The organism is Methylobacterium sp. EM32, assembly GCF_040593685.1.
GTDB lineage: Bacteria > Pseudomonadota > Alphaproteobacteria > Rhizobiales > Beijerinckiaceae > Methylobacterium.
The window spans coordinates 119,030-136,106 of the sequence record NZ_JBEXZS010000091.1; the positions used below are offsets into that span (position 1 = coordinate 119,030).

Here is a 17,077-nt window from a genome sequence, read left to right on the forward strand (position 1 = left end):
CCGGGGCGAGCCGGACGGACGGGGCGACGCGGGCGACGGCGTCGTCCGGGCCGATGGTGGAGATGGGCGCGCCTCTCGGCATCCTGATCCTCCCGAACACGCCCGGCGCTCGATGCGGCGCGCGTCGACCGCCTCCATGCGGCGTCAACCGGGCGGGAAAGGGGCGACCGGCGCAAGGTCTCCGGCGGTAGCGCATGACCCGGGTGAGCACAATCACATCGGGCCTTGAGCACATCGGGCCTTGAGCGCTCCATTGCCGCAACCGCGCGCCGCGCCGCCGGCCGCGGCCTTCGCCGCACGCGCGAAGGCCGGCCCCGGGTGCCCCCGGGACCGGCCTCGTTCACGATCGGACGATGATGGCGCCGGATTACATCCGGCCGCCCGCGCCGCCGGGCTGGCCGGCCTTGGCGCCGCCGTCCTGCATGGAGCGCGACCCGCCCTCCTGCATCGACTTGCCGTCCATCGCCTTGCCTTCCATTGACTTGCCACCCGGCTGGCCGCCGCGCTGGGTGCTGCCGGTGGTCTCCGGGCCGGTGCCGCGGCCGCCCATCTGGCGGTCGTTGGCTTGACGGTCGTTTCCTTGCCGCTCGTTCATGCCGCGCTCAGGCCCGTTGCGGCCGGGCTGGTTGCCCGCCGCCTGCTCGGGCCGGGCGCCGTTGCGCTCGCCCATCTCACGGCGATCCTTGTCGTTCCGGTCCTTGCCGTCCCTCATCTCGCCCCGCGACATGTCGCGGTTGCGCTCGCGGTCCATCCGGCCGTCGCGGCGCTCCTCGCTGCGGCTCAGGCGATCCTCGCGGCGCTCGCTACGCACGTCCTCGCGGCCGCGGACGCTGCCGGTGACGCTGGTACGCTCGCTGACCGACAGGCGGCGATACTCGGGCGAACCGACGAGGACGCGCCGGCCCGAGATCACCACGTAGCGGTCGCCGCCGGTGCGCTCGGAGACGATCAGGCGACGGTACTCGGGCGAGCCGTAGATCACCCGCTGGCCCCGCACCACGACGTAGCGGCGCGGACCGCTCTTCTCGCGGATGACGAGGCGGCGGTACTCGGGCGAGCCGACCCGCACCCGGCGGCCCTGGATCGTCACGAACTCGACCCGGCCGGCCCGCACGCCGCGATTCTCGCGCTGCTCGACCACGACGAGGCGGCGATACTCCGGCGAGCCGTAAATCACCCGCTGGCCCGCGATGGTCACATAGCGGCGGCCGCCGACGGTGGTGATCCGATCCTCACGCGCCTCGCTGCGGAAACCGGCGCGCCCCTCGCGGCGCTCGAACCGGTCGGCGCGGTCGTCGCGGCGCTCCGCCCGGCGGTCGCCGTCGCGGCGCTCGTCCATCGCCCGGCGGGAGTCGCGGTCGGCCCCGCGCTCGCCGGCGCGGCTGGTCTCGGCGCGGTCGCGGGTGCCGTCCTTGCGGTCGGCCATGTCGGCCTTGTTGGTGTCCGCCTTGTTCATGCCGTCGCGGCCGTCCGCCTTGTTCATGCCGTCGCGACCGGCGGCCTGATCGGCGCCTCGGCGGCCCTGCTCGGCACGGGCCTGGCCCATCTCGGACTTGCCGGCATCGGCCTTGCCCGCCTCACCCTTGCCCATCTCGCCGCGGGCCTGCTGGCCGGCGCCCATCTGGCCGCCTTGCCCGGCCTTCGGGCCCGACTGGCTCATCTCGCCGCCGCGACCCGGTGCGCCGCCGGCACCCTGGCTCCCGGCCGTCTGGGCATACGCCGAAGTGCTGAGCAGCAGCGCCGCCAGTCCAACTGTCAGTCTGTTCATGATCGGTTGCCTCCCTCTGCGCCGGGATTGGTGCGGCGGCGCTCCGAAGATGCTTCAAAACGCAGATTTCAAAATATCGTTCCGGGCTATTCGCGCGTCGTCTGACGTATCGTGTTACTCAATGGCCGAGCTTGTGGGCGAAGACTTGTCGTCACATCGGGCGAGTGCGAGCGGACTGCGCCGTTCCCCAAAGCCGCGCGCCTGCGCGGGCGTCCGGGAGCGGAACTGTTTCCGCAGCGCCAACGTTGCTGGCACCGTAGCCGTTTCGCGTCCCGTCTCAGCGTCTCGGGGCCGGCGGCGTCGAGGCGGAGGATGAGCGCGCAGGATGGTGGCGGAGCCGATGACGACGCAGACCGGGCGGGATTGGCTCGACCTGTCCAGCCCGCCGCCTCCACCGCCGGAGCCTCCGGAGGCTCCCACCCCCTCCCGCGTCTCTGCCGTCCGAAACGGCCTTTCCGCGGACAGGGTCGCCACCGGCTTGGCGCAGCTCCGCGCCGGCGCCGCCCAGGCCGGGAGTGCCGCCGCCGGCCATCTCCAGCCGGTGCTCGCGGCCGCCGCCGCGCCCCTGCGCCGGGCCGCGCCCGCCTGGCAGGAGGCGGCGCAGCGCGTCGGCGCCCATCCCCTCGCGTCCCACGCGGCCGGCGCCGCGCGGCGGGTCGGGGCTTTGCCCTGGGGGCGGGGCCTGCTGCTCGCAGGACTCGGAGCCCTCGGCGTCGCGGCCCTGTTCCTCGCTTGGTGCGCCGCGACCTTGCCGCCCCTGGGCGGATTGCAGCCCACATCCCGCACCCTCACGGTCCAGGCGGAGGATGGCACTCCGATTGCCCGCCGCGGCGTCGAGCGGGGGAGGGCGCTGCCACTGGAATCCGTATCGCCGGCCATGCGCCAGGCCTTCCTGGCCGCCCAGGATCCGTGGTTCGAGGACGGCTACCGCCTCGATGCGGCGGGCGTCGCGGCGGTGATCGGGCGCGCCTTCCGCGATACGATCAGCGACGGCCCCCGCTCCGGCGGGCCGCGCCTGACCCAGCGGCTCGTCCGCCGCGACATCATCGGGATCGCGCCGGGTGCGCCGCGCAGCCTCGCCGACCGGGTGCGCGAGGCAATGCTGGTGCTGTGGCTCTCCGCGCGGGAGAGCGACGCGCGGATCCTCGCCCGCGCCCTCGACCTCGCGCCGTTCGGCCCCGGCCGCGTCGGGATCGACGCGGCGGCGAGAAGCCTGTTCGGCAAGGAGGCGGCCTCCCTCGGCACATCCGAGGCGGCCTACCTCGCCGGCCTGACCCTCGCCCCACGCCTGCAGCCCGACCGGGACGTGATCGCCGTCCGGGCGCTCGGCCGCACTGTCATCGACGGCATGGTGATGCGCGGCAAGCTCTCCGCGGCCGAGGCGGCGGAGGCTGGCCGGTCGCTCGACGGGCTCAGCCCGACCGGCGCCACGCCGGTGACCCGCAGCGGTTTCCCCGATCTCGTCCTCACCGAGGTCGCGGACCGCCTCGGCCCCGAGGCGCCGCGCGAGGCGATCGTGCGCACCACCCTCGACCGCGGCCTCCAGGCCATGGCCGAGGCGGCGGCCGAGCGCCGCCTCGACGCTGCCGGTCGCGCCGGCGCCCGGGCCGGCCTCCTGGTGCTGGGACCGGACGGCGGGGTGCAGGCGGTGGTCGCCGGCGGCGCACCGCTCCCCGACACGCCGGAGGCCCGCCGCGCGGCGGGCGCCAGCCTGCGCCATCTCGCGCGCGACGGCCGCCCGGTCTACGACCGCCTCGTTGCCGGGCCGATGCCGGCGGCGGAAAGGCGCGCGGCCCTGCTCACGCTGCTCGCCGGCCTGACCCGCCCGCCGGAAGGGTCCGACGACCCGGCGAGCCGGGACGGGCTGTTCGTCGGCCCGGTCGGCGACCTCCTGGTCGGCACCTCCGTCTCCGGCACGGCGGCGGAGAACGGCGCCGGGGACGGGCCGGAGGCGTTCTTCCAGGATGTCGCGGCTCAACTCGCGAAGGCCCGCCCGGCACCGCAGGTCGCCGAGGCGCGCGAGAGCGCCCGCGAGACCGGCAGCACCACCCGCCCGGCGTCCCGCCCGGCCTGGCAGAATCCCGGCGAGCGCCCGGCCGCGAGCCCGACCTTGCGCGGCGTGCCGCGGGTGATCGATACCGGCCGCCTGCGCCTCGACGGGCAGAATGTGCGCCTCGCCGGCGTCGAGGGGCAGAGCGGGGCCTTTGCCCGCGAGTTCCGCCAGTATCTGCGCCGGCGTGAGGTGACGTGCCAGCCGGCCGGCGGCGCCGATCTCTACCGCTGCCGCGCCGGCGAGCAGGATCTGTCCGAGGTGGTGCTGTTCAACGGCGGCGGGCGCGCAACGCCGGGCGCCCCGCCGGACTTGCAGGCGGCGGAGGCGGGTGCGAAGGCGCGGAAGGCGGGTGTGTGGCAGTGAGGGCTTCCGCCCTCACACCCCCAGATACGCCGCCGTCACTTCCGGGTTGCGGGCGATCTCCGCCGCCTGGCCCTGGAGGCGGATGCGCCCGGTCTCGAGCACGTAGGCGTAATCGGCGATGGCGAGCGCCGCGCTGGCATTCTGCTCGACGAGCAGGATGGTGCGCCCCTCCGCCCGCAACGACGCGATGATGGAGAAGATCTCATCGACGATGAGCGGGGCGAGGCCCATCGAGGGCTCGTCGAGGAGGAGGAGCACCGGCTCGGCCATGAGCGCGCGGCCCATCGCCAGCATCTGCTGCTCGCCGCCCGAGAGATAGCCCGCCTGCTGGCGCAACCGCTCGGCGAGCCGCGGGAACCGCGCCTCGACCGCCTGCTGACGGCGGGCGGCCTCCGGCCCCGGCACGTGGTAGGCGCCGAGCCGCAGGTTCTCGGCGACCGTCATGTTGGCGAAGACCTGGCGCCCTTCCGGCACCTGCACGATGCCGCGGCGCGCGATGCGGTGGGCCGCCTCGCCGGCGATGTCGACGGGGGCGTCGTCGCCGAACAGGACCTTGCCCGCCCGGGGCTTCATCAGCCCCGAGAGGCTGCGCAGGATCGTGGTCTTGCCGGCGCCGTTGGAGCCGATCAGCGACACGATGCTGCCGCGCCGCACGCTCAGGCCGATGCCGTGGACCACGTCGGCCCGGCCGTAGCCGAGGCGCAGACCCTCGACGGCAAGCAACTCGCTCACGAGACCGCTCCCCGGCTCACGCTGACCTCGTGGCTGCCGGTGCCGAGATAGGCCTCGATCACCGCCGGATGGGCGCGCACCTCCGCCGGCGTGCCGTCGGCGATCCGGCGGCCGAAATTCAGGACCGTCAGCCGGTCGCACAGGCTCATCACCAGGGGCATGTCGTGCTCGACGAGCAGCAGGGTCAGGCCGCGCTCGTCGCGCAGGCGGCGCAGGAGGCCGAGGAGGGCGTGGGTCTCGGCCGGGTTCATGCCGGCGGCGGGCTCGTCGAGGAGCACGAGGCGCGGCTCGCAGGCCAGCGCCCGGGCGATCTCGAGCCGGCGCTGGTCGCCGTAGGGCAGGTCGCCGGCGCGGGTGTCGGCGGCCTCCGAGAGGCCGACGAAGGCGAGGAGGTCGCGCGCCTTGGCCTTGGCCTGGCGCTCCTCGGCCCGAAAAGCCGGGCTGCGCAGCAGGATGCCCCAGGTCGAGGACAGCCGCGTGTGCAGGCCGGTCATCACGTTCTCCAGCACCGTCATCTCGGAGAAGATGCGGATGTTCTGGAACGTGCGGGCGAGGCCGAGGGCCGTGCGCCGGTAGGGCGGGAGCCCGTCGAGGGGCTGGTCGCCGAGGCGCACGCTGCCGGCGCTGGGCGCCAGCACGCCGGAGACGAGGTTGAACAGGGTGGTCTTGCCGGCGCCGTTCGGGCCGATCAGCCCGTGGACGGTGCCGGGCTGGACCGCGAAATCGACCGCATCGACCGCGACGAGGCCCTGGAAGCGGCGGGTGAGACCCTGGACGGTGAGCAGAGCCATGTCAGCCGGTCCGGGCGATGCGCCAGGGCAGGATGCCCCGCGGCATGAAGAGCACGGCGAGCACGATGATCAGGCCGTTCACCATCAGGCGGAAATCGGCGAGCGGGCGCAGGACTTCCGGCAGCAGCGTGAGGATGGTGGAGCCGAGCACCGGCGCCAGCGGCGAGCCGATGCCGCCGAGGAGCGCGTAGCTCAGGATCGTCACCGCCGCCTCGAACCCGTACTCGTTCGGGCCGATGAACGAGGAGACGTGGGCCGACAGGCAGCCCGCGACCCCGGCCATGGCCGAGGAGACGACGAGGGCGACCAGCCGGTAGCGCGGCAGGTTCACCCCCATCACGCCGGCCGCGGCCTCGTCCTCGCGCATCGCCTCCATGGCGCGGCCGACGCGGGAGCGCGCCACCAGCGTCAGGCCAATCAGCAGCACCGCGAGCGTGCCGTAGATCGCCGGCACGCCGCCGCGCTCCGGGATGTTGGAGAGGCCGAGCGCCCCGCCGGCATAATCCCAGTTGAGGAAGACGATGCGGGTGATCTCGCCGAGCCCGATCGTCGCGATGGCGAGGTAGACGCCGGTGAGCCGCAAGGTCGGCCCGCCGACGACCAGCGCCAGCAGGGCCGGCACCAGGGCGGCGGCGACCATCGACACCGCGAAGGGCGCGCCGAACTTCACCGAGAGCAGGGCGCCGGTATAGGCGCCAACGCCCATGAAGGCGGCCTGGCCGAGCGAGAGCTGGCCCACCGCCAGCACCACGTAGACCGAGAGGGCCAGGATGCCGTTCACCCCGATCCCGTGGATCAGGCTCTGGTAGGTCCAGTAGAAGTCGTCGAGGGCTTCCCACATGGTCTTCAAGCCCGCTTGGCGGCGGCGCGGCCGAACAGGCCGAGCGGACGGAACCACAGGGTGGCGACGAGGAGCGCGAAGGCGATCATGTCCTTGAGGGTCGACGAGAGGTAGGCGGCGGTGAGCACCTCGGCGAGGCCGAGCAGCAGGCCGGCGAGCAGCGCGCCGCGCAGGTCGCCGAGCCCGCCGACGATGATGACCGCGAAGCCCCGCAGCATCATGTGCTCGCCCATGAAGGGCTGGATGGCGTTGAAGTTGAGCCCGACGAGCACCCCCGCCGCGCCCCCGATGGCGCCGGACAGGAACGACACCACCCGCAGCATCAGGGCGCCGTTGATGCCCATCAAGGACGCCGCGTCCGGGTTCTCGGCGACCGCCCGGATGGCAAGCCCGATCCGCGAGCCGCGCACCAGCGCGAGCAGCGCCAGCATCAAGACGATCGCGGCAGCGAGGATCAGGATCTGGGTCGTGCCGACCCGCACGTCGCCGAGGCTGTAGGCGCCGCCGGAGAAGACTTCTGCCGGAAAGCGCCGGATCTCGGTGCCCAGAGCCGCCGCCATGCCGGCATAGAGGAAGAGCGTAGCTCCCAGCGTCACCATCAGCGAGGCGAGCTCGGGCGCCTTCGCCTTGCGCAGGCGGGTGAGGAGGAGCGTGTCGAGCAGGACCGCGATCAGCCCGGCGATCAGCGCGCCGACCGGCAGTGCCGCCCAGATCGGCAGCCCGGCCCATTGCGTGCTCCAGAGCGCCGCGAAGGCGCCGAGCGCGAAATACACCCCGTAGGTGAGGTTGATGACGCCCATCACGCCGAACATCAGCGTGAAGCCGATGGCGAAGAGGGCGTAGGTCGCGCCGAGCACGACGCCGTTGACGAGCTGCTGCTCAAGCATGGGGCTTAAAGGAGTTCGAGGGGCGCCCGGCGCCCGCTGCGGCCCGGCCGTGCGGGCCGAACAGGATGACGATGGCGCGACGTGGCCGATATCGCGCTGCGGGTCAATTGGTGGGGAGTGGCGGGATTTGGTTCAGGACAGAGCGCTTTCCCCTCCTCCTTGCGGGGAGGGGTTAGGGGTGGGGGTGGTTCCGCGTAGAGCACCGAGCCTCATCCGGCACCACCCCCACCCCCAGCCCCTCCCCACAAGCTTGAGCGATCTCGGGCAAGCCCGGGATCGCCTGGGGAGGGGAGGTGCCTCACCTATGGAAGTGGCTTACTGCAGCAGCTGGAACTTGCCGCCCTTCATCACCAGCACCACCACGCCGGAGGTGTCCGCCGGGTCGCGGCTGTCGGAGAAGGAGAACGGGCCCATCACGCCGGTGTGCTTCACCTTGATCAGTGCGTCCTTGATCTTCTCGGAGTCCGGCGCGCCAGCGGCGTCGATCGCCTTGGCGACGATGAACAGGGTGTCGTAGGCCTGGGCCGCGAACTGATCGGGCAGGTCGCCGCCGTACTTGTCCTTAAAGGCGTTGACGAAGGCCTGGTTGGCCGCGTCCGGCTTGCCGATGAACCACGGGCTGCCCACCAGCGTGCCGTCCGCCGCCTTGCCGGCGATGTCGCCGAGCTTGGGCGAGTTCAGGCCGTTGCCGCCGATGAAGAACACCTTGTCGGGGATGCCGAGCTGGCGCGCCTGGAGCTCGATGCCCGACGCCGCCTCGACCAGCGCCGACAGCACGATCGCGTCGGGGTTCAGCGCCTTGATCTTGGTGAGCTGGGCCGAGAAGTCGGAATCCTTCGAGCCGAAGGTCTCGGTCGTCAGGGTCTCGATGCCGAGCTTCTCCAGCCCGGTCTTCATCACGTCGTAGGCCGACTTGGTGAAGGCGTCGTCGTTGCCGTACATCACGGCGACGCGCTTGATGCCGAACTTGTCCTTGGCGGTCTTGAGCGTGACCGGGATGACGTCGGCCTCGGGCAGCGAGGTGCGGAAGACGTAGGGACCGATCGCCGTGATGCCGTTGGCGGTGGTCGAGGTGCCGACGATCGGCACCTTGCGCTCGTTGGCGACGGGGCCGGCGGCGAACATCTCGTTCGACAGGGTGGGCCCGAGGATCAGCGGGACCTTGTCGCGGCCGATGAGCTTGCGGGCGGCGTTGAGCGCCTGCTCCTTGGCGCCGGCCGAATCCTCGTAGGCGAGGGCCAGCGGCCGGCCGCCGAGCACGCCGCCGGCCTTGTTGATGTCGGCGAGCGCGAGATCGAAGCCGCGCTGGATCGCGATCCCGTAGCGGCTGTTCGGCCCGGTCAGGATCTCGATCGCGCCGAGCTTGACCGGGGTCTTGTCCTGCGCCTGCACGCCGACCAGGCTGCTGCCCAGCAACGCCGCCGCGAGCAGCACTCTCCTCGACATCGACCGCATTCCGGTTCCTCCTCGCATCCGCACGTCTTGTTGGGCCGCGTGCCGGACGGGCGTGGAACCCGGACCGTCGCGCTGGACGAGACAGCGCCTTAAAGCACTGGAGCGCGGCGGTAAATCGATTCCGACAGGACGCCGACGCGAGAACGGCCCCGCGGGTGGGCGGGGCCGTCCTGGCATGCTGCGAAAGGATGATCGTTTCAGAGCGCGCGGTCGAAGCGCAGCTCGCCGGCCTGGCTCTTGATCACCAGCTGCGAGCCGACCATGTCCCATTGGCCCGAGGTGCGCAGAGCGGTGAAGAACTGCATCTCGGAAGCGCCGACCGTCTTGTCGCAGTTGCGCTTGGTCAGCGCCAGCGGGCCGACCGCCAGGTGCTGTTCCTTGAGCGGGAAGGCCGTCGCCGCGAAGGTGTTGCAGCCGCCGAAGCCGCGGGCGCGGTACTGCTTGTCGATGATGAAGCTCGGCCGCTCGGCGCCCGCGAAGGGCTTGCCGTTGAGGCTCACCGCCGTCCAGGTCGAATCGAGCGGAAACACCTTCTCGTTGGCTTTCAGCGGCGGGATGTATTGCTGCTGGGCCGGCTTGTCGCGGTTCTTCTGGCCGTAGCCCATCATGTTCTGCGCCGAAGCCTGCGTGGCCGACGCCAACAGCGCGACGGCACCGGCGGCCAGCGCAACCTGCATCGCCTTCATCGCATTCCCCATTCGGTTATGTCGTGTTGTGGCGGACCGTAGAGAGGGCACCCCGCGCCCGCAACCCTGGCCGCGGTCTCGGATGCCCCGTCGTGGCATCTTGCCGACGACTGTTGCATTTATGCGGCAAGCTTGGCCATAATATGGCAGCACTCGCGAAAGCTTGTCGGTGTGGCAACGAATGCCGGGCCCCGCCGTTAGCCAGGGCGTCGCCGCGATCACCGCGCGACGGGACCGAGGCACGCGAGAGCAGGGGACGGGTTTCAGTGAACGGCGCAGACGACATCACGGCGGCGCAGCTGCGCCGGGCGCGGGACCTCCTGGGCTGGTCGGAGGACGAGCTGGCCCTGCGCGCCAACGTCGACGCGGACAGCATCCGCCTGTTCGAGGCGGGCCGCTACCCGCCCTCCGCCGGGCAGCGGGCCGCGCTCCGGGGCGCCCTCGTCGCCGCGGGCGTGGAACTGATCGACGGTGCCTATCCGGATGCCCGGCTGCGCCCGGACGACGCGCCGGACAAGGGTATTCACCCGAGCGAGCTCACCACCGAGAACGATCGCTGAGGGTCCGTCCGATCGGTCGCGCGAATGAGCCGGCGCGAAGGCCGGCATCGCCCGCAAGGCCGCGTGAGGGCTCCGTGGAGGCTCGCGGGAAGCCGGGCGCCGCACCGAGAGAGCGGTCGGACAATGGTCCTACCGCTCGGCTCGGCCGGCTCGAGTCCGGCGGCGTGACGCCAGCTGCCCGTTCCCGCATGGGCGGCAAGAGACCCCACAGGAAAGAGACCCCGTGGAACGATCCCGCGGAGACTCTTCGGCGTCAGCCCAGCGCCAGGGCCTTGAGGTCGAAGGCGGGATCCGCCGCCTGATCGGGCGTCGGGCTGCGGCCGGCCTGGAGCAGGCGGCGGGCGATCATGTGGTCGCCCGGGCGGTTGAGGGATTCGACGCCGGCGAGGTGGTCCCCGCGGTAGCAGAACACCGAGACGGCACCCGAATCCGGGTCGCCCCGGCGCACCGCCCGGTCGTGCGGCTGGCACAGGCCGGCGATCTGGAGCTTGAGCGGGCCCTGGTCGCTCCAGAACCACGGCACCGCCGTGAAGGCGGCGGAGCGCCCGGTGAGGCGGGCGGCGACGCAGCGGGCGCCGTCGACGGCGTTCTGCACCGATTCGATCCGCACCCGCGCGCCGGCGGCGTGGGGTGAGGGGAAGCTCGCGCAATCGCCGATCGCTGAGATCGCCGGATCCTCGGTCGCCAGCATCGCGTCAACGGCGATCCCGTTCTCGATCCGCAGACTCGCCACCGTCGCGAGATCGTCGTTCGGCAGGATTCCGATGCCGACGAGGACGAGGTCGGCCGCGACCTCGCGGCCGTCCGACAAAGCCACCGCCCGCACGCGGCTCTCTCCGACCAGCCCCGCGACGCCGCTGCCGAACAGGAAGCGCGTGCCCGCCCTGACGTGGGAGGCCTCGATCAGCGCCGCCATGCCGGGGGAGACCGAGCGGGCGAGGGGGCGCTCCAGCCCCTCGATCACCGTGACCGGCAGGCCCTGCTGCGCGCAGACCGCCGCGAATTCGAGCCCGATGAAGCCGGCGCCCACCACCGCGACCGCGCCCGCCCCGGCGAGCGCCGCCTTCAGGGCCTCGGCCTCGGCGAGGGTCCGCAGCTGGTGCACGCCCGGCAGGTTCGCGCCCGGCACCGGCAGCGGGCGGTTGCGCGAGCCGGTCGCCAGGACGAGGTGGTCGTAGGCCAGCGCCTCGCCGGAGGCGAGCTGGAGGCGGCGTGCCGGTCGATCGATCGCGACCGCTCGCTCGCCTGCCCGCACGGTCAGCCGGTGCTCGGCGAAGTAGGCCTCCGGCCGCAGCGCCAAACCTGCCGCGTCGGTCTTGCCCAGCATGTAGGCCTTCGACAGCGGCGGGCGGCCGTAGGGCAGGCCGGGCTCCTCGCCGACGAGGGTCACCGGCCCGGCATAGCCGCCCTCTCGCAGGGAAGCCCCGAGCTGAAAGCCGGCCTGGCCGGCACCGACCACAACGATTCCGTTCATCGGCAGGACATACCCCGGAAGCCTTCGTGCCGTCGAGCTTAAGCGCTGCCGCGAACTTAAGCGCTGCCGCGAACTTGGACGCTACCAGGCGACGCAGAGCTTGCCGAAATGGCGCCCGCCCTCCTGGTGACGAAACGCCTCGGGCAACTGCTCGAACGCATAGGTCCGGTCGATCACCGGGCGGATCCCGGTCCGGTCGAGGGCCGCGACGTAATCCTGCTGCTGGCGCCGGCTGCCGACGATCAGGCCCTGGAGCCGGGCCTGCTTCGCCATCAGGGCCGAGGTCGGAACCTCGCCGGCCCGTCCGGTGAGCACGCCGATCAGCGCGATGTGGCCGCCGACGCGAACCGCCTCGATCGACTGCGCCAGGGTGCCGGGCCCGCCGACCTCGACGACGTGGTCGACGCCCGTGCCGCCGGTCCAGTCGCGCACGCGCCGGCCCCAGTCGGGGTTCGTGCGGTAGTTGACGGTGTGGTCGGCGCCGAGCGCCCGCACCCGCTCCAGCTTCTCATCGGAGGATGAGGTGACGATCACGGCCGCGCCCATCGCCTTGGCGATCTGCAGGGCCGCGATCGAGACGCCGCCGGTGCCGAGCGCCAGCACCGTGTCGCCGGCCTTCAATCCGCCGTCGCCGACGAGGGCGCGCCAGGCGGTGAGGCCCGCGGTGGTGATGGTGGCCGCCTCGGCGGGGCTCCAGCCGCGCGGCGCGCGGGTGAAGGCGCCGGCGGGCCGGACCGCGTCGCCGAGGGCGAAGCCGTCGACCCCATCGCCGGGCACCTGCGCGAAGTTGCCGACCGGTGCTTGCGGCAGCCCGTCGGCCCAGTGCGGGAAGAAGCAGGAGACGACCGCGTCGCCGGGGGCGAACTCGGTGACGCCCTCGCCCACGGCCTCGACGGTGCCGGCCCCGTCCGACATCAGCACGCGGCCGTCCTCGGCGGGCGAGCGCCCGCTCGCCACCAAGAGGTCGTGGAAGTTGAGCGAGGTCGCGCGGATCGCGACCCGGATCTCGCCGCGGCCCGGCGCGCCGGGATCGGGCCGCTCGGCGATCTCGAGCCGGTCGAGGCCGCCGGGCTTGCGGACGACGAAGGCCTTCATTCTGTCCTCCTGGCCGGTCGCGCCGCCTGACGGGCGGCGGGGTTCGGTGAGGGGGTGCAGTTAGAACATGAGCCGCGGGATTCGAGCGGAGCGGGGTGGATTTCGGCGCTCTAGCTCAGGCGGCGCAGATAGGCCCGGCGCAGGCTCTTGCCGATCTCGCGGCCGAGTTCGAGGAGCAGCATGTCGACGATCTTCAGGAGGAACGGCCGGTCCGCCGTCGCCAGGGCCTCGCGGGCGGCGATGCAGGCCTCGGCGGCCTGCTCGAGCGGGCAGTCCGGCCGCGCATCGACGCAGTGGCCATAGGCCGTGTCGCTCAGCGCGCTGCCGGTCATGTCGACGAGGATGCCGTGCGCCCGGGCCGGGCGGCCGGTGCCGTCGCGCTCGTAGCGGGCGCGGGAGAGCACCCACAGGGTCCGCCCGGCGGCGTCCCGCACCCGGAACTCGGCGACGAACGAGCCGCCTTCCGCCGCGCCGTGCTGCATCCGGGCGATGACGGCGTCGCGGTCGTCGGGATGAATGCAGGCGGCGAAGACCCGCAGGGGCGCGCCCTTGGCCAGGCGGTCGAGATCGGCCCCGAACAGGCTGCCGGCGACGTCGTCGGCATGCATCCGGTCGCGGGCGATGTCCCACGACCAGGTGCCGACCATGTCCGCCGTCACCGGCGGGGCCGGCCGCACCCTTCCGGCGCCGCGTCTTCCCTCGACGTCCCCGATCATGACGGTCCGCAGCCCCTTCGCCTCGCTCGACACCCCCCGGTGGTCGGGCCTGTCCCGGCCTTGTGCGCTTTGCCGGCGAGGCCGGTCAATGCAGTCAATTTCCGGTGGCTGGGCCGGCCGAGCTGCACCGGGCGCGATGTCCGGCGCTCCGTAGTGGCGGGCGGATCACGAGGCCGGGCGCCCGATGGTCGGGCGGCACGATGAGAGGCGTCATCGACGACGCTGCCATCGGCGAGGTCATGGCTATGAGCATTTTTCGCTCGATGATGTTTTCGGCGCATCCGTGAATGGCTTTGTTTCTGTTATCGGTCCCGCACATGCGCGATATTTTTTTATCATGACGATTACGGGTCGACGTGAAGGGGGCGATCTTGTCGGCGACAACTCGGTTGGCCGTGGATCGGCGCGACTTCGTCGCATGGCCGGGCACTCCGCGAACGAACGCCGCGTCATGAACGCGACGTCATGGGCGGCCGAGGCGGCGGGGCGGCACCGGGCCGCCTTCGCCCTCGGCCTCGGCTTGCGCCCCAGAGGGATTTTCACTAGGAAACGGGGCATCGGGGCGTAGCGCAGTCTGGTAGCGCATCTGGTTTGGGACCAGAGGGTCGCTGGTTCGAATCCGGCCGCCCCGACCATCCACCCCACGGATCAGAGCCCGCGATGTCGACCGCCCGCATCTTCCGCCCTGCCAAGGACCCGACCCAGTCCGGCCTCGCCCGGACCAAGCAGTGGACGCTGGAGTTCGAGCAGACGAGCCCGCGGGAGACCGAGCCGCTGATGGGCTGGACCTCGTCCTCGGACATGCTGCAGCAGGTGCGGCTCGAGTTCGACACCAAGGAGGAGGCGATCGCCTACGCGACCCGCGAGGGCATCGCCTACCGGGTCGAGGAGCCGCAGCTGCCCCTGCGCCGCGGCCTCTCCTATTCCGACAATTTCAAGTACAACCGCACCGCGCCCTGGACGCACTGAGTTCCGGCCTCGCGCCTCAGAATGCGTAGCGCACGCCGCAAGAGGGCAGCTCCTCGGCCAGCAGCGCCTTGAATCGGTTAAGCCAGCGGCCCTTCCAGCCGCTGCGGTAGCGCAGGTTCTCCATCCCGCCCTCGGAGCGCTTGGTCTCTTGGATGTCGGGGCGCCACAAGAGCGCCTCGGCCTTCGGGTGCCAACGCAGGTTCACCGCGTGCAGCGCGGCGTTGTGGGTGAGGAAGATGATCTCGGCCTTCAGCTGCGCCCTCGCGGCGGGGCCAATCCCGGCATCGAGCGCGCGGAACAGCGCCCGCCAATCCTCCTCCCAGCCCTCGTAGAGGATCACCGGCGAGAAGTTGACGTGGACCTCGTAGCCGGCCGCCACGAAGGCGTCGATCGCCGCGATCCGCTCCGCCATCGGTGAGGTGCGCACGTCGACCACCCGGGCAATGCGCTCGGGCATCAGCGAGAAGCGGATCCGGGTCTTGCCCTCGGGCGCGTAGGCGAGCAGGTCGGGGTTGACGAACTTGGTGGCGAACGACGCCTTGGCGTTCGGGATGTCGCGGAACAGCCCGACGAGGTCGCGCACGCTGTCGCAGGCGAGCGCATCGACCGAGAGGTCGCCGTTCTCGCCGATGTCGTAGACCCAGAACCGGTCGTCGATCTGGTCGGGCGCGGGGAGGGGGCCTTGCGCGGCGGCGTGGCGCCGGATCGCCCGGCCGACCGCCTCCGTGTTGACGAACAGGGTGATCGGGTTGGCGTAGCCCTTGCGGCGCGGCACGTAGCAATAGGCGCAGGCCATCGCGCAGCCGTTCGAGCTCGACGGCGCGATGAAATGGGCGCTGCGCCCGTTCGGCCGCGAGGTCAGCCCCTTCTTGACCCCGAGCACCAGGGTCGAGCGCTTGATCCGCACCCAGTCCTCGACCGAGCCGGCATTGCCGTGCAGCTCCGGGATGTTCCAGTGCGAGGGCACGACGATGCGCCGCGCGTCGGGAAAGCGCTCCAGGATCTCGCGGCCGCGAAGGAATTCCTCCACCGCGGGCTCGTGGTAGATCGTGTCGATGGCGAGAAGGTTCGACAGCGGCGGGCTCGGAGGCGGTGCTGGGGGACCCGTCACGATCTAGGGCGGTCGCGGGGCTCCAGCAGGGGCACCAGCAGGCTCGCCGCCGCGAAGGCGCCGCCGACCGCGCAGAGCGCCGGCCAGCCGCCGGCCGCGAAGGCCCGGGTGCCGGCCGAGGCGCCGAGTGCCCCGCCGACGAAGATCGCGGTGAAGAACACCGTGTTGATCCGCCCGCGGGCGCCGGGGGCGAGGGCATAGACCCGGGTCTGGTTGGCGATCAGCGCGGTGTTGATGCCGATGTCGATGAGCAGCACCCCGACCGCGAGGGCGACCAGCGAGTGGCCGCCGAACAGGCCGAACACCGCGAAGGCGGCGAGCGTCAGCACGGCGCCGCCGATCAGCACCGGGCGCGGACTCCGCGTGTCGGCGAAGCGCCCGGCGAGGGGGGCGCAGAGCGCGCCCGCCGCGCCGATCAGCCCGAACAGGCCGGCACCGGCCGGATCGAGCCCGAAGGGCGGCGCCTCGACGAGGAGCGCCAGGGTGGTCCAGAACGCGTTGAAGGCGGCAAACAGTAGCGCCTGGGCCAGCGCCGCGCGGCGCAGGACCGGCTGGGTCCGCACCAGGTCGAGGATCGAGCCCATCAGCGCGCCGTAGCTGAGCCGCGCGGCGGGCGGCGTCCGCGGCAGCCCGGCCCAGGCGAGGCCCGCGAGCGCCACCGACAGCCCGGCCGCCCCGACGAACACCGCCCGCCAGCCCGCCCAGGCGCCGACGAAGCCGCTCAAGGTCCGGGCGAGCAGGATGCCGAGCAGCAGGCCGGTCATCACCTGGCCGACCATCCGGCCGCGCACCGCGTCGGGCGCCAGCTCGGCGGCGAAGGGCACCGCCTGCTGGGCGGCGGTCGAGAGCACCCCGATCAGGAAGCTCGCCAGCACCAGGACGGAGAGGCTGGTGCTCGCGGCGGCCAGCACCAGCACGCCGGCGAGGAGCAGCAGCTGGCCGACGATCAGGCTGCGCCGCGCCAGCTTGTCGCCGAGCGGCACGAGGCCGAGGATGCCGACCCCGTAGCCGGCGAGCGTCGCGGTCGGCACCAGCACCGAGGCGTCGTGGCCGAAGACCTGGACCAGGAGGCCGAGCAGCGGCTGGTTGTAGTAGATGTTGGCGACCGCCCCGCCGGCGATCAGGCTGAGGCTCAGGCGGGTCGCGGCGGAGAGGGGCGACATGGACTGGGATCCTGGATTTGGGTCCTGCGTGAGCGCGTCTCGTGCGGGTGCGGGCCCGACATAGCTGGTTTTCGCGCCGCGGCACGGGGCCTGCCCGCACGGGAGGCCCGCCCTGCGGGCATGCCGCCCGAGGGCAGAGGCTCGGGCGGAAGGCGCGATCACACGCCCGTGAGGCACCTTCTGTTGGCGGAGATCATCGCCACATGAGGCAATGAGCAGCCGGAAGATCCGGCTTGCCTCGGCGCGAGACGCGCCGATATTTTTCCCCGATCGCAGTCGATCGGTTCCCCGACGGGCGAAACGCGACGCGGGACGGAGTGCGGATGCGCCCTTCGTCCATGGCCCGGCCGATGGCCGCGGCGCGGGCGCACCGGGAACCGGGTTCCTCCGAGAGACGATGACGAGGGACCATG

The 17,077-nt window shown here is 72.3% G+C and carries 15 protein-coding genes and 1 tRNA gene; 4 read left to right on the forward strand and 12 right to left on the reverse strand.

The genetic code is table 11. The features are described from left to right. Positions 1-367 precede the first annotated feature (367 nt). A complete protein-coding gene (locus ABZT49_RS13835) occupies positions 368-1,768 on the reverse strand; it encodes a hypothetical protein (RefSeq protein WP_355286618.1) in 1,401 nt (466 codons plus the stop codon). Between the two features lie 478 nt (positions 1,769-2,246). On the opposite strand from ABZT49_RS13835, the gene ABZT49_RS13840 reads away from it, so the two are divergent. Further along, positions 2,247-4,184 (forward strand): transglycosylase domain-containing protein, encoded by a 1,938-nt coding sequence (locus ABZT49_RS13840; protein ID WP_355286619.1) that lies wholly within the window; start codon positions 2,247-2,249, stop codon positions 4,182-4,184. A 12-nt stretch (positions 4,185-4,196) separates the two neighbouring features. Here the strand turns inward: ABZT49_RS13840 and ABZT49_RS13845 are convergent, their stop codons facing one another. The 6 genes from ABZT49_RS13845 to ABZT49_RS13870 all read right to left on the reverse strand — a co-directional run bounded on the left by ABZT49_RS13845 (position 4,197) and on the right by ABZT49_RS13870 (position 9,576). Then, positions 4,197-4,907 (reverse strand): ABC transporter ATP-binding protein, encoded by a 711-nt coding sequence (locus tag ABZT49_RS13845; protein WP_355286641.1) that lies wholly within the window; start codon positions 4,905-4,907, stop codon positions 4,197-4,199. 5 nt (positions 4,908-4,912) lie between these two features. Next, positions 4,913-5,707, reverse strand: coding sequence for an ABC transporter ATP-binding protein (locus tag ABZT49_RS13850; protein ID WP_355286620.1), 795 nt, complete (start codon positions 5,705-5,707; stop codon positions 4,913-4,915). A gap of 1 nt (position 5,708) precedes the next feature. Next, the gene (locus ABZT49_RS13855; RefSeq protein WP_109971501.1) at positions 5,709-6,548 is read right to left on the reverse strand and encodes a branched-chain amino acid ABC transporter permease; all 840 of its coding nucleotides are present in this window, start codon (positions 6,546-6,548) and stop codon (positions 5,709-5,711) included. A 5-nt stretch (positions 6,549-6,553) separates the two neighbouring features. Beyond that, positions 6,554-7,435: a branched-chain amino acid ABC transporter permease gene (locus tag ABZT49_RS13860; RefSeq protein ID WP_093567636.1), complete on the reverse strand. Its 882-nt coding sequence runs from the start codon at positions 7,433-7,435 to the stop codon at positions 6,554-6,556. Positions 7,436-7,750: 315 nt separating this feature from the next. Continuing rightward, complete coding sequence (locus ABZT49_RS13865; protein WP_355286621.1) at positions 7,751-8,881, reverse strand: ABC transporter substrate-binding protein; 1,131 nt, start codon at positions 8,879-8,881, stop codon at positions 7,751-7,753. A gap of 206 nt (positions 8,882-9,087) precedes the next feature. Beyond that, positions 9,088-9,576: an META domain-containing protein gene (locus ABZT49_RS13870; RefSeq protein ID WP_355286642.1), complete on the reverse strand. Its 489-nt coding sequence runs from the start codon at positions 9,574-9,576 to the stop codon at positions 9,088-9,090. Positions 9,577-9,842: 266 nt separating this feature from the next. Between ABZT49_RS13870 and ABZT49_RS13875 the strand changes: the two genes are divergently transcribed. Continuing rightward, positions 9,843-10,136, forward strand: a complete 294-nt coding sequence (locus ABZT49_RS13875; protein WP_355286622.1) for a helix-turn-helix transcriptional regulator — start codon at positions 9,843-9,845, stop codon at positions 10,134-10,136. A 253-nt stretch (positions 10,137-10,389) separates the two neighbouring features. Here ABZT49_RS13875 and ABZT49_RS13880 read toward each other — a convergent pair whose 3' ends face one another. The 3 genes from ABZT49_RS13880 to ABZT49_RS13890 form a co-directional block, all read right to left on the reverse strand. Further along, entirely contained in the window at positions 10,390-11,610 is a 1,221-nt protein-coding gene (locus tag ABZT49_RS13880) for an FAD-dependent oxidoreductase (RefSeq protein WP_355286623.1), read from the reverse strand. Positions 11,611-11,691: 81 nt separating this feature from the next. Beyond that, the gene (locus ABZT49_RS13885; RefSeq protein WP_355286624.1) at positions 11,692-12,705 is read right to left on the reverse strand and encodes an NAD(P)-dependent alcohol dehydrogenase; all 1,014 of its coding nucleotides are present in this window, start codon (positions 12,703-12,705) and stop codon (positions 11,692-11,694) included. A gap of 110 nt (positions 12,706-12,815) precedes the next feature. Further along, complete coding sequence (locus ABZT49_RS13890; protein WP_355286625.1) at positions 12,816-13,421, reverse strand: PAS domain-containing protein; 606 nt, start codon at positions 13,419-13,421, stop codon at positions 12,816-12,818. A 558-nt stretch (positions 13,422-13,979) separates the two neighbouring features. Here ABZT49_RS13890 and ABZT49_RS13895 point away from each other — a divergent pair. Then, positions 13,980-14,056 (forward strand) — tRNA-Pro (locus ABZT49_RS13895). A gap of 25 nt (positions 14,057-14,081) precedes the next feature. Beyond that, the gene (locus tag ABZT49_RS13900; RefSeq protein ID WP_355286626.1) at positions 14,082-14,390 is read left to right on the forward strand and encodes an ETC complex I subunit; all 309 of its coding nucleotides are present in this window, start codon (positions 14,082-14,084) and stop codon (positions 14,388-14,390) included. Positions 14,391-14,406: 16 nt separating this feature from the next. On the opposite strand, the gene ABZT49_RS13905 is transcribed toward ABZT49_RS13900, so the two are convergent. Both ABZT49_RS13905 and ABZT49_RS13910 read right to left on the reverse strand, forming a co-directional pair. Next, positions 14,407-15,501 carry a spore photoproduct lyase family protein gene (locus ABZT49_RS13905; RefSeq protein WP_355286627.1) on the reverse strand — a complete coding sequence of 365 codons (1,095 nt, stop codon included), beginning with the start codon at positions 15,499-15,501 and terminating at the stop codon, positions 14,407-14,409. Continuing rightward, complete coding sequence (locus tag ABZT49_RS13910; RefSeq protein ID WP_355286628.1) at positions 15,498-16,664, reverse strand: MFS transporter; 1,167 nt, start codon at positions 16,662-16,664, stop codon at positions 15,498-15,500. Before ABZT49_RS13910 ends, ABZT49_RS13905 begins: the two co-directional genes overlap by 4 nt. Positions 16,665-17,077 lie beyond the last annotated feature (413 nt).

Bases quoted from the DNA above. Each gene is read 5' to 3' on its own strand.
- ABZT49_RS13860 (WP_093567636.1), bottom strand. From the start codon at position 7,435: ATGCTTGAGCAGCAGCTCGTCAACGGCGTCGTGCTCGGCGCGACCTAC.
- ABZT49_RS13890 (WP_355286625.1), bottom strand. From the start codon at position 13,421: ATGATCGGGGACGTCGAGGGAAGACGCGGCGCCGGAAGGGTGCGGCCG.
- ABZT49_RS13835 (WP_355286618.1), bottom strand. From the start codon at position 1,768: ATGAACAGACTGACAGTTGGACTGGCGGCGCTGCTGCTCAGCACTTCG.
- ABZT49_RS13885 (WP_355286624.1), bottom strand. From the start codon at position 12,705: ATGAAGGCCTTCGTCGTCCGCAAGCCCGGCGGCCTCGACCGGCTCGAG.
- ABZT49_RS13855 (WP_109971501.1), bottom strand. From the start codon at position 6,548: ATGTGGGAAGCCCTCGACGACTTCTACTGGACCTACCAGAGCCTGATC.
- ABZT49_RS13900 (WP_355286626.1), top strand. From the start codon at position 14,082: ATGTCGACCGCCCGCATCTTCCGCCCTGCCAAGGACCCGACCCAGTCC.
- ABZT49_RS13870 (WP_355286642.1), bottom strand. From the start codon at position 9,576: ATGAAGGCGATGCAGGTTGCGCTGGCCGCCGGTGCCGTCGCGCTGTTG.
- ABZT49_RS13880 (WP_355286623.1), bottom strand. From the start codon at position 11,610: ATGAACGGAATCGTTGTGGTCGGTGCCGGCCAGGCCGGCTTTCAGCTC.
- ABZT49_RS13865 (WP_355286621.1), bottom strand. From the start codon at position 8,881: ATGTCGAGGAGAGTGCTGCTCGCGGCGGCGTTGCTGGGCAGCAGCCTG.
- ABZT49_RS13910 (WP_355286628.1), bottom strand. From the start codon at position 16,664: ATGTCGCCCCTCTCCGCCGCGACCCGCCTGAGCCTCAGCCTGATCGCC.
- ABZT49_RS13850 (WP_355286620.1), bottom strand. From the start codon at position 5,707: ATGGCTCTGCTCACCGTCCAGGGTCTCACCCGCCGCTTCCAGGGCCTC.